Consider the following 10,613-nt stretch of genomic DNA (forward strand, 5'->3'; position numbering starts at 1 on the left):
GGAGGCGGTCACCCGCGCCGCCGCTCCAGCCGTGGGAGCCAAAGGCGCTGGCGCGCTTGTTGCGAAAACGCAGGCCGGTCATCTCTTCCACCAGGCCGGCGATTTTCGGCATCATGACGTTGTTCATGGTCGAGGTGCCTACCAGCACGCCTTTTGAGCGGAAGACGTTGGTGAGAATTTCGTTTTTGTCGCTGCGGGCGACGTTAAAGATTTTCACCGCCACGCGCGGGTCGATGTCGGTGATGCCCTGGGCGATAGCGTCGGCCATCATGCGGGTGTTGTTGGACATGGTGTCGTAGAAAATGGTGATGCGGTCTTCCTGATAATCCGCCGCCCATTTCAGGTACAGCTCGACGATTTGCGTCGGGTTGTCGCGCCATACTACGCCGTGGGAGGTGGCGATCATATCCACCGGCAGGTTGAACCCGAGGATTTCGGTAATTTTCGGCGTCACCAGGCGGCTGAACGGCGTCAGGATGTTGGCGTAGTAGCGCTGGCACTGTTCGAACAGCTCGGTCTGATCCACTTCGTCGTTGAACAGGTGCTCGTCGCAGTAGTGCTGGCCGAAGGCGTCGTTGCTGAACAGCACCGCGTCGCCGGTCATATAGGTCATCATGCTGTCCGGCCAGTGCAGCATCGGGGTTTCCACGAAGATCAGCTGCTTACCGTTGCCGAGGTCGAGGCTGTCGCCGGTTTTCACCACGTTAAAGTTCCACTCGGGGTGATGGTGGTGGCCGGTGATGGAGTCGATGGCGTTGGCGGTGCAGTAAATCGGGGTGTCCGGGATCGAGTTCATCAGCTCGGTCAGCGCCCCGGCGTGGTCCTCTTCCGCATGGTTAATCACGATGTAGTCGATATCGGCGAGGTCGATTTCGCTGCGCAGGTTCTGCACGAACTCGCGGCTGAATTTATGATCCACGGTATCGATCAGGACGTTCTTTTCTTCGCGGATGAGATAGCTGTTGTAGCTGCTGCCGCGCAGCGTTTTATATTCGGTTCCGTGGAAATCGCGCACTTCCCAGTCGCGTTGGCCAACCCAATGAATGTTATTTTTAACCAGAATAGACATAGCAACCTCAATTAATTCAGCGTTTTCAAAATAAGATGTTTTGCTTATATCAAGTTGCGTGCCAATTTTTTAATTAATTGATTTTTATTGATTTATTATTTTTCGTTAAAAATGTTGATGTCAAAATGACAATGGTTAAAATAGTCGTTATGACTATTTTGATTGTCAAAATGACAGTGAGGCAGCGATGAGCTTTTCCGTAGAGGCGCTGGCGAAAATCGCCATTGATTTGCAAAGCGATATCGGCCACGCCGACCGCTTCCCGCGCCTGATCGCCACCCTGCGGCAGATCCTCGGCTGCGATGCCTCGGCGCTGCTGCGCTATGAGGCGCACCAGTTTGTGCCGCTGGCGATCGACGGCCTCGCCCAGGACGTGCTGGGGCGGCGCTTTTCCCTCGAAGGGCATCCGCGTTTAGAGGCTATCGCCCGCGCCGGCGACGTGGTGCGCTTCCCGGCGGATAGCGACCTGCCGGACCCGTATGACGGGCTGATCCCCGGCCAGGAAAGCCTCAAGGTTCACGCCTGCGTAGGGCTGCCGCTGTTTGCCGGGCAGACGCTGATCGGCGCGCTGACCCTCGACGGCATGGACGCCGACCGCTTTGACAGCTTCAGCGATGAGGAGCTGCGGCTGATTGCCGCGCTGGTGGCGGGGGCGCTCAACAACGCGCTGCTAATTGCCCGCCTGGAGAACCAGAACGTGCTGCCGGAGCCGAGCGCGAGCTACCCGGCCGCCGACCGCCAGGAGATTATTGGCCTTTCGGCGCCGATGCTGCAGCTGAAAAAGGAGATTGATATCGTCGCGGCATCGGATCTCAACGTGCTGATTGACGGTGAAACCGGCACCGGCAAGGAGCTGGTGGCGAAAGCCGTGCATCAGGGCTCGCCGCGCGCCGCCAATCCGCTGGTCTATCTTAACTGCGCGGCGCTGCCGGAAAGCGTGGCCGAGAGCGAGCTGTTCGGCCACGTCAAAGGGGCCTTTACCGGGGCCATCAGCAACCGCAGCGGCAAGTTTGAAATGGCCGATAACGGCACGCTGTTCCTCGATGAGATCGGCGAGCTGTCGCTGGCGCTGCAGGCGAAGCTGCTGCGCGTGCTGCAGTATGGCGACATTCAGCGCGTCGGGGACGATCGCAGCCTGCGGGTGGACGTGCGGGTGCTGGCGGCCACCAACCGCGACCTGCGCCAGGAGGTGGTCGAAGGGCGCTTTCGCGCCGATCTCTATCACCGGCTGAGCGTCTTTCCGCTGTCGGTGCCGGCGCTGCGCGAGCGGGACCAGGACGTGGTGCTGCTGGCGGGCTATTTCTGCGAGCAGTGCCGTCTGCGGATGGGGCTGGGGCAGGTGGTGTTAAGCGGCGCCGCGCGGGCAAGGCTGGGCGCCTGGTCGTGGCCGGGCAACGTCCGCGAGCTGGAGCATGCGATTCATCGCGCGGTGGTGCTGGCGCGGGCGACCCAGGCGGGCGATGACATCGTGCTGGAGCCGCAGCACTTTCAGTTTGCCGGCGAAGCGCCGAACCTGCCGAGCGCCGCGCCGCTGGCGTCGACCCAGGCAATAAACCTGCGCGAGGCGACGGAAGCGTTCCAGCGCGAGGCGATCGCCCGGGCTCTGGCGGAAAATAACCGCAGCTGGGCGGCGGCGGCCCGGGCGCTGGCGCTGGACGTCGCCAACCTGCATCGGCTGGCGAAGCGTCTGGGGCTTAAAGAATCCCGGCCTGATAAAAGTTCTGCAGGTTAATCGCGCCGACCAGCTGGCCACTTTCATCCACTACCGGGGCGGCGCTGATTTTGTGCTTCATCAGGCGCTCTTTGGCTTCAACCGCGCGGCTCTCGGCCTGCAGCGTCACGCCGCTGCGGGTCATCGCCCGGCTGACGGTATCCTCAAGGGTGCCGCCGCCCACCAGCCAGCGGCGCAGGTCGCCGTCGGTGAATACGCCCTCGACGCGGTTTTGCGCATCGCATACCGCCACCAGCCCCAGCCCGGTGCGGCTGAGTTCGAGCATGGCGGCCATCACGCTGGCGGTGACGTCAACGCGCGGCACTTCCTCGTCGCGACGCATCAGATGATGGACCTTATTCAGCAGCCGTGCGCCGAGCGCGCCGGCCGGATGCGAGCGGGCAAAATCCTCTTCATTGAAGCCGCGGGCCTGCATCACCGCCATCGCCAGCGCGTCGCCGAGCATCAGGGTGTTGACGGTGCTGGAGGTCGGGGCGAGGTGCATCGGGCAGGCTTCGCGCTCTACGGCAATGTCCAGCACCGCCCTGGCCGCCAGCGCCAGCGGGGATTTCGATTTGCCGGTCATCGCCAGCAGGGGAATCGATTTTTCCTCCAGCCGGGGCACGATCAGGTCGAGCTCCTTCGCCCCGCCGGAATAGGAGATAAAGAGCATCACGTCGCGACCGTCGAGCATCCCCAGATCGCCGTGCAGCGCCTCCGCCGGGTGGACAAAAAACGCCGGCGTGCCGGTGCTGGCAAAGGTCGCCGCCAGCTTTTTGCCGATATGGCCCGACTTGCCGATGCCGGAAACAATCAGTTTGCCTTCGCAGTGGATGATGGTTTCCGCCGCGCGGATGAAGTCGTCGCCCAGGCGTTCAGGCAGGCGGCTCGCCTCCTGGAGCTCCAGCAGCAGGGTCTGGCGTCCGGCTTCTAACAGAAAGTTACTCATGATCTTCTCCAGTTATAATCACTTTGATGCCTTGCTCTTCCAGCGCCCGCTGGAAGGTCGGGTCGATGCCGGCATCGGTAATCAGCATATCCACGCTTTCAAGGCCGCAGACGATGTTCGGGCTCTTGCGGCCAAACTTCGACGAGTCGGCCATCAGGATCACCTCCCTGGCGGCGTTGCACATCGCTTTGCTGACGGTATACACCTCGTTGAAGGTGGTGACCCCGGCGTTGAGGTCGATGCCGTCGGTCCCCATAAACAGCTTGTCGAAGCTGAACTGCTCGAAGGCATTCTCCGCCAGCTGCCCGTGAAAGGAGGCTGATTTTTTGCGAAAGGTGCCGCCGGGCATCAGGATCGTTTGTTCATTATCAAGCTCAGAGAGGGCGTTGACGATATGCAGGCTGTTGGTCATGACGGTGATGTTATTGAAGCGGCTGAGCAGGGGCACCATCTGCAGCACCGTACTGCCGGCATCGAGGATGATCGAGTCGCCGTCGTGGATAAAACGCACGGCGGCCTCGGCGATGCGCGCCTTCTTGGCGGTATTGATCAGCGTCTTATGATCGATAGGCGGGTCGCTTTCGTCTTTATTCAACACCACTCCGCCGTAGGTGCGAATGACGGTGCCGGCGTGTTCGAGGGTTACCAGATCCTTGCGGATCGTCGTGCCGGTGGTATCGAAGTGTTGCGCCAGCTCCTCGACCGAGCACTTACCCTGCGACTGCAGATGCTCAAGAATAGCTGCCTGTCGCTGACGTGGTTTCATAGCGGTTACATCCTGCGTTTAAAGTTTCGATGTGATAATTTCGCAAGATATTTACTTTTACAACGAAATTATACATGTTTCGGTTTAAGCGCTAATGATAGTGCATTCCGGCAGAGCGGATCATGGGGAAAGATCATATCCGGCCGCAATTCCTGCAAAAGTTTGCCCTCAAGCGCCGGAATTTGCTGCGGACGGGCGAAGACGGTCAGGCCCTTCATCAGCAGCGTGCCGCTGACGCGGTCGTGCTCATCAACCGCGATGGCGACGACTGCCCGCGGCCTGAAGCGGCCCGCCGAGCGCCCGACGCCGACTCGGCCCTGCTGACAGAGCGTATCAAACGCGCGGTTAAAGCGGCGGATCTGCCAGCCGCCGAAGGCGAGCTGGGCGATCCAGGCGATGGCGGCGACGGTAATCAATGCGCTAACCATGAATATCTCCTTAAGGCGTGGTAGCGGGAAGAACCCGGATCGCGGCGCGATCCGGGAGCCGGCGGTTAAAACATCACCTGGCCGCCGGTGACGTTGATGGACTGCCCGGTGCAGTAGGAGGCCTGCGGGCTGGCGTAGAACATCAGCACGTTGAGCACGTCCTGATAGTCACAGCCGCGCTTGAGCGGAACCTTGTCGACGTAGTACTGCTCGACCTCGTCTTCGGCAATGCCCAGCTTGTGGGCGTACTGCGGCAGCAGCGACTGGAACATCGGCGACTTCAGCAGGTTGCCGAGCATCAGCGCGTGGACGGTAATGCCGTACTCCGCCAGATCCAGCGCCAGCGACTGGGTCAGCCCCACGCCGCCAAACTTCGCCGCGCTGTAGCCGGAATTATGCTTGCTGCCCACCTTGCCGGATTTGGAGTTGATCTGAATGATGCGTCCTTGAATGCCGTCGCGGATCATCAGCCGTGAAAACTCCCGGGCGCAGAGGAAGTAGCCCACCAGGTTGACCTGCAGCGAGCGGTCGAAGTCGCCCAGCGTAAAGTCGCTGATAAAGGCCGCCCTGGCGATCCCGGCGCTGTAGACCAGCAGATCCACGCGGGCGAATATCTCGTCCACGCCGCGGGCGAGCGCGACGACGCTGGCCTCGCTGGTCGCATCGGCGCCAAAACCGTACGCCGTTCCTTCGCCATACTCGGCGTTAATCGCCTGCGCCACGCTGGTGGCCTTATCGCTTTGAATATCCACCACCGCCACGCGATACCCCTGCGCGGCGAGGCCACGACACAGAAACTCACCTAAGGTTTGTCCTCCGCCGATGACAACAGCAACCTGACTCATAGTTCTCTCCTTACAGCCTAAGCAAAAAATTTCAGTACACAGCCGGGGGCGATCGCCTCCGGTACCGGGCCGGCCACGTGAACCGTCCCCGGAAACTCCGCCACGCGGTGGCCGTCGAAGCGCAGCGTGATATGGCCCAGCTCGCGCAGATTCTGTTCCGCCACCTCGCCCACCGCGGTGACCGGATAGCGCTGTTCTCCCAGCTGCAGCTGCGCCCCCGGCGCCAGCGCGCCGACAAGCTCGCCGTGGTTGTGAATAAAGCAGTACTCTTCGATATCCGCCGGCGCGCCCTCGCGGAAGGTAATCAGCATCTGCTCCTCCAGCGCCATCGTCGCGCTGGCGCCGATGTGCGTAATGGTGGTCTGGTAAATCACGGTCATCTTCAGGAACCTCTTATTGGTAAATAAATCCGGAAACGAACCAGGCGATCAGCACCGTTGGCGCGCCGGTCAGGAAGCGGCTGACCAGCACCGAAGGCACCCCGACGCGCACCGTCTCCTGCCGGGCTTCGGCAAGCGACAGGCCGACCGGAATAAAGTCGCAGGCCGCCTGGGCGTTAATCGCAAACAGGGCGGGGAGGGCGAGATGCGGCGGAATATTGCCGAGGCCAATCTGCACGCCGATCAGCACGCCGATAACCTGGGCGATAACCGCGCCAGGGCCGAGGAACGGCGACAGCAGCGGGAAGGAGCAGATCAGCGCCAGCGTCACCAGCCCCAGCGGATGGCTGGCGAGCGGCGCCAGGCCGTGGGCAATCCAGTCGCCAATGCCCGAGGCCATGATGATGCCGATCAGCGCCGAGACGAAGGCCATAAACGGCAGGATGGTTTTCAGCACCGTGTCGATGGTGTCGCGCCCGGCCTGGAACAGCACCGCCACCACGGAGCCCATTCCCATGCCGACCCTGGCCAGCAGGCCGTCGCTCTGCTCGGTGATTTTTTTACTGGCGTCGTAATCGCGGCCCGCGGGCTGACGCGGGGCCGGTTCGCTGGCGTCGGCGCCGTCGACGGGGTGGATATTCTCTTCCTTAACCCCCGAGACGTAGATGTCCTCAAGGATATACTGCGCCAGCGGCCCGGACTTGCCGGTAGCGTGGATATTGATGGTCGGAATCCGCCGCTTCGGGTAGATGCCGCAGCGCAGGGTGCCGCCGCAGTCGATAATGGCGACGCCGATCTCATCTTCCGGCGGTTCTCCCTCTTTAAAGCCGTCCACGGCCGGCCAGCCGGTGAGCCGGGCGAGCTTGTCGACGATCGCCGGGCGGGTTCCGGCGGTGATATAGACAATTTTTTTGCCTTCGACGGCGTCCAGCTCCAGCGGGCCGCCCCAGCCGCTGGCCCCTTTTTCAATACGAATACGCGTCATGATGCAGCTCCGGACAGATGCACTTTTTGTGCAAGCTGGATGGCCATTTTTTTCTCAAAAATGGAGGTAGTCAGGTCGGTCACCCAGCCGCGGAAGAAGTTGGTCACCAGGCCGACCAGCAGATAGCTCACCGCCAGCGGCCCCAGCGGCAGGCCGAGGGTGGTTAAGCCGTTGGCGATCCCGAGATAGACGAACAGCTCGCCGGGGTTGATATGGGGAAACAGGCCGTTCATGGAGTGGCAGCTGTAGGAGGCCGCCGCGTAGTAGCTGGGCTTGTACTTCTCGGGCATAAAGCGCCCGAGGCTCAGGGTCATTGGGTTGCAGAAAACGAAGGTCCCGATGCAGGGCAGCAGCAGGTAGCGGGAGACCGGATTGCCGGCGCAGCGCTGCGCCAGCCTTTCGATCCGCTGCTGGCCGATAAAGTTGATCAGCGCGTTCATGATAACCAGCAGGCTGATCAGCAGGGGCAGGATCCCGGTCACCATCCCGGTAAAGACCTCGCCCCCTTTCTGAAACAGGCCGATAAACCATTCGGCGCCGTGGGTAATAACTTCGATCATTATTCTCTCCTTTGTAGCGTTATTTTTCTTGCTAACTGGCAGCTGATTTTAATCACTTTGAAAGGTTTAAAAGTGTTAAATTGATCGCAAAATGAAAGATAAATATTTTAATTTGAAAGTTTATTGCCGGCTGGATGAAATTTTTGCCCTGAGAAGATGCCGGGAGGCGGATCGTCGGACGGGGAGAGAGGCGGGACCGGCAGGACTATTTTGTCCGCGAATAGATTGCCGCTTCCTTGTTGACGGCCGCATGCTTTACCATAATTACCCTTTGCCGAATTTGTTAAATGGAAGCCCCATGTTGAAGCGTCGCTATCTGGCACTACTCCCGCTGTGCGTACTCCTCGCTGCCTGTAGCAGCAAACCTAAAGCCACCGCAGTAACGGAGACCACGGGAGGATCCGGTGGCTTCCTGCTGGAGCCGCAGCATAACGTTATGAATATGGGGGGAGATTTCGCCAACAATCCTGCTGCGGAGCAGTTCATCGACAAAATGGTGAGCAAGCACGGGTTTGACCGGCAGCAGCTGCACGAAATTCTCTTCCAGGCTAAGCGCCTGGACTACGTCCTGCGCCTGATGGACCGTCAGGCCCCGAGCGGGCTGCCGCCGACCGGGCCGAACGGCGCGTGGTTGCGCTACAAAAAGCAGTTCATTACCCCGGATAACGTGCAAAACGGCGTGGCGTTCTGGAATCAGTATCAGGACGCGCTGAACCGCGCCTGGCAGGTCTACGGCGTGCCGCCGGAAATCATCGTCGGTATTATCGGCGTCGAAACCCGCTGGGGCCGCGTGATGGGGAAAACCCGCATTCTCGACGCGCTGGCGACGCTCTCCTTTAGCTATCCGCGACGCGCGGAGTACTTCTCCGGCGAGCTGGAAACCTTCCTGCTGATGGCGCGTAGCGAAAGCGACGATCCGCTGGACCTCAAAGGCTCGTTCGCCGGCGCCATGGGCTACGGCCAGTTTATGCCCTCCTCGTACCGCCAGTACGCGGTGGATTTCAACGGCGACGGGCATATCAACCTGTGGGACCCGGTGGATGCGATCGGCAGCGTGGCCAACTACTTCAAGCAGCACGGCTGGGTGAGCGGCGATCTGGTTGCGGTACCGGCAATGGGCCAGGCGCCGGGGCTGGAGAACGGCTTTAAGACCAGTTACAGCGTATCGCAGCTGACGGCGGCCGGCCTGACGCCAACGCAGCCGCTGGGTAACCATCAGCAGGCGAGCCTGCTGCGCCTCGATATCGGCACCGGCTACCAGTACTGGTACGGGCTGCCGAACTTCTACACCATCACCCGCTATAACCACAGCACCCACTACGCGATGGCCGTCTGGCAGCTCGGCCTGGCCGTTTCTCAGGCCCGCGGGCAGTAGGCCTTCCCCGAGACTTCCCTCTGCCCGGAGGGGAGTCTGTTACATTTTGCAGCATTTCCCTTCGTTGACGCTGATTTACATTATTCCGCCGATCCAATAATGTTACGTTATAACATATTGATTGAGGCAAAGATGTTCATCTCTCTTTTTTCAAGCTCCGCCGCGCTGCGCGTGGGCTTCGCCTGCGTCCTGCTGGCGCTGCTGTGGCTGGCGACCTGGTGGGCGGTAACCCTGCCATGATCGAACTGGAAAACCTGGTAGCCGGGTATGAAGAGCTGGCGATCACCCCCGCGCTAAGCGGCGTTATCGCTGCAGGCAGCCTGACGGCCATCGTCGGCCTTAACGGCTGCGGTAAATCGACGCTGTTAAAAACGCTGGCCGGGTTTATTCCCCCGGTGAGCGGCTGCCTGCACTGGCGCGCGTCGCGCCCGGTTATCGGCTGGCTGGCGCAGCGGCATTCGCTGGAATCACAGTTTCCCCTCGTGGTTCGGGACGTGGTGAACCAGGGCGCCTGGCCGCAGGTCTCGCTTCTGCGCGGCATAGGCGGCGAGTTCCGCCGGCGCGTTGACGCGGCGCTGGATCGCGTTGGCCTGGCGTCAATGGCGAAAACGCCGATTGAAGCGCTGTCCGGCGGGCAGTTCCAGCGCATGCTGTTTGCCAGGGTGATGGTCCAGCAGGCCCCGCTGGTGATGCTCGACGAGCCCTTTACCGGGATCGATGAGTCGACCAGCCGCGAGCTGATGACGCTGATCCTCGAGATGCACCGGCAGGGGCAGACCGTGCTGGCGGTGCTGCACGATAATCAGCGCGTCGCCGAATATTTTCCGGAAACCCTGCTGCTCGAATCCCGGCACGCCCGCTGGGGCGAGACCGGCGAGGTGCTTCCCGCCTTCGAATCCGCGAGGCTGGCATGATCTGGCACACCTTCTTTCAGCCCTTTATCGAATTCGGCTTTATGCGCCGCGCGCTGGTGGTATGCCTCGCGCTCTCGCTGAGCACCACCGTGCTTGGGGTTTTCCTGCTGCTGCGGCGCATGAGCCTGATGGGCGATGCCCTGTCGCACGCGATTTTGCCCGGCGTCGCGGTGGGTTACCTGCTTAACGGCATGTCGCTGCTGGCGATGTCGGTGGGCGGTTTTATCGCCGGCATTGCGGTGGCGCTGGTGGCGGGGTGGGTCAGCCGCCGCACGCCGCTCAAAGAGGACGCTAGCTTCGCCGGGTTTTATCTTGGCTCGCTGGCGCTGGGGGTGACGCTGGTGTCGCTGCGCGGCTCCAGCGTCGATCTGCTGCATCTGCTGTTTGGTTCGATTCTGGCGGTGGATAAGGATGCGGCGCTGTTCGTCGCCGGGGTCGCCAGCCTGACGCTGATCTGCGTCGCGCTGCTCTACCGCGGGCTGGTGAGCGAGGCTTTTGACAGCGCGTGGCTGCAGGTCAATAACCGCCGGCTGCCTGCGCTGCTGCACGGCCTGTTTCTGGCCCTGCTGGTGCTGAACCTGGTGGCGGGTTTCCAGGTGCTGGGCACCCTGATGGCGGTGGGCGTGATGAT

The 10,613-nt window shown here is 61.3% G+C and carries 12 protein-coding genes; 4 read left to right on the forward strand and 8 right to left on the reverse strand.

The window, feature by feature from the left end; genetic code table 11:
- Nucleotides 1-1,069: anaerobic nitric oxide reductase flavorubredoxin (norV, locus tag PFH44_RS20545; protein WP_283825984.1), on the reverse strand; the 1,069-nt coding region annotated here is incomplete at its 3' end.
- Nucleotides 1,070-1,256: 187 nt separating this feature from the next.
- Here norV and norR point away from each other — a divergent pair.
- Nucleotides 1,257-2,801 (forward strand): nitric oxide reductase transcriptional regulator NorR, encoded by a 1,545-nt coding sequence (gene norR / locus PFH44_RS20550; protein WP_283825985.1) that lies wholly within the window; start codon nt 1,257-1,259, stop codon nt 2,799-2,801.
- On the opposite strand, the gene gutQ is transcribed toward norR, so the two are convergent.
- From gutQ to srlA, 7 genes are all read right to left on the reverse strand, one after another.
- Entirely contained in the window at nt 2,764-3,729 is a 966-nt protein-coding gene (gene gutQ / locus PFH44_RS20555; protein WP_045857682.1) for an arabinose-5-phosphate isomerase GutQ, read from the reverse strand. The two genes, norR and gutQ, sit on opposite strands and share 38 nt — an antisense overlap.
- Nucleotides 3,722-4,495 carry a glucitol operon DNA-binding transcriptional repressor SrlR gene (srlR, locus tag PFH44_RS20560; RefSeq protein ID WP_095098414.1) on the reverse strand — a complete coding sequence of 258 codons (774 nt, stop codon included), beginning with the start codon at nt 4,493-4,495 and terminating at the stop codon, nt 3,722-3,724. Before srlR ends, gutQ begins: the two co-directional genes overlap by 8 nt.
- A 68-nt stretch (nt 4,496-4,563) precedes the next feature.
- Nucleotides 4,564-4,923 carry a transcriptional regulator GutM gene (gene gutM, locus PFH44_RS20565; protein WP_283825986.1) on the reverse strand — a complete coding sequence of 120 codons (360 nt, stop codon included), beginning with the start codon at nt 4,921-4,923 and terminating at the stop codon, nt 4,564-4,566.
- Between the two features lie 65 nt (nt 4,924-4,988).
- On the reverse strand, nt 4,989-5,768 hold the full coding sequence (gene srlD / locus PFH44_RS20570; protein ID WP_283825987.1) for a sorbitol-6-phosphate dehydrogenase: 780 nt from the start codon (nt 5,766-5,768) through the stop codon (nt 4,989-4,991).
- Nucleotides 5,769-5,785: 17 nt separating this feature from the next.
- A complete protein-coding gene (srlB, locus tag PFH44_RS20575; protein ID WP_045857690.1) occupies nt 5,786-6,148 on the reverse strand; it encodes a PTS glucitol/sorbitol transporter subunit IIA in 363 nt (120 codons plus the stop codon).
- A gap of 13 nt (nt 6,149-6,161) precedes the next feature.
- Complete coding sequence (gene srlE / locus PFH44_RS20580) at nt 6,162-7,133, reverse strand: PTS glucitol/sorbitol transporter subunit IIB (protein WP_283825988.1); 972 nt, start codon at nt 7,131-7,133, stop codon at nt 6,162-6,164.
- Nucleotides 7,130-7,693 carry a PTS glucitol/sorbitol transporter subunit IIC gene (gene srlA / locus PFH44_RS20585; protein ID WP_132513143.1) on the reverse strand — a complete coding sequence of 188 codons (564 nt, stop codon included), beginning with the start codon at nt 7,691-7,693 and terminating at the stop codon, nt 7,130-7,132. The genes srlE and srlA overlap by 4 nt, the downstream gene beginning before the upstream one ends.
- A 298-nt stretch (nt 7,694-7,991) precedes the next feature.
- On the opposite strand from srlA, the gene mltB reads away from it, so the two are divergent.
- The 3 genes from mltB to PFH44_RS20600 form a co-directional block, all read left to right on the forward strand.
- On the forward strand, nt 7,992-9,068 hold the full coding sequence (mltB, locus tag PFH44_RS20590; protein ID WP_283825989.1) for a lytic murein transglycosylase B: 1,077 nt from the start codon (nt 7,992-7,994) through the stop codon (nt 9,066-9,068).
- A 203-nt stretch (nt 9,069-9,271) separates the two neighbouring features.
- A complete protein-coding gene (locus PFH44_RS20595; protein ID WP_161795691.1) occupies nt 9,272-9,982 on the forward strand; it encodes a metal ABC transporter ATP-binding protein in 711 nt (236 codons plus the stop codon).
- On the forward strand, nt 9,979-10,613 hold a 635-nt coding region (locus PFH44_RS20600), incomplete at its 3' end, for a metal ABC transporter permease (RefSeq protein ID WP_283825990.1). The genes PFH44_RS20595 and PFH44_RS20600, both read left to right, overlap by 4 nt.

Source organism: Klebsiella sp. Ech2A (assembly GCF_030078455.1).
Taxonomy (GTDB): domain Bacteria; phylum Pseudomonadota; class Gammaproteobacteria; order Enterobacterales; family Enterobacteriaceae; genus Klebsiella; species Klebsiella terrigena.

Bases quoted from the DNA above. Each gene is read 5' to 3' on its own strand.
- gutQ (WP_045857682.1), bottom strand. From the start codon at position 3,729: ATGAGTAACTTTCTGTTAGAAGCCGGACGCCAGACCCTGCTGCTGGAG.
- srlR (WP_095098414.1), bottom strand. From the start codon at position 4,495: ATGAAACCACGTCAGCGACAGGCAGCTATTCTTGAGCATCTGCAGTCG.
- srlD (WP_283825987.1), bottom strand. From the start codon at position 5,768: ATGAGTCAGGTTGCTGTTGTCATCGGCGGAGGACAAACCTTAGGTGAG.
- srlB (WP_045857690.1), bottom strand. From the start codon at position 6,148: ATGACCGTGATTTACCAGACCACCATTACGCACATCGGCGCCAGCGCG.
- srlA (WP_132513143.1), bottom strand. From the start codon at position 7,693: ATGATCGAAGTTATTACCCACGGCGCCGAATGGTTTATCGGCCTGTTT.
- srlE (WP_283825988.1), bottom strand. From the start codon at position 7,133: ATGACGCGTATTCGTATTGAAAAAGGGGCCAGCGGCTGGGGCGGCCCG.
- mltB (WP_283825989.1), top strand. From the start codon at position 7,992: ATGTTGAAGCGTCGCTATCTGGCACTACTCCCGCTGTGCGTACTCCTC.
- gutM (WP_283825986.1), bottom strand. From the start codon at position 4,923: ATGGTTAGCGCATTGATTACCGTCGCCGCCATCGCCTGGATCGCCCAG.
- norR (WP_283825985.1), top strand. From the start codon at position 1,257: ATGAGCTTTTCCGTAGAGGCGCTGGCGAAAATCGCCATTGATTTGCAA.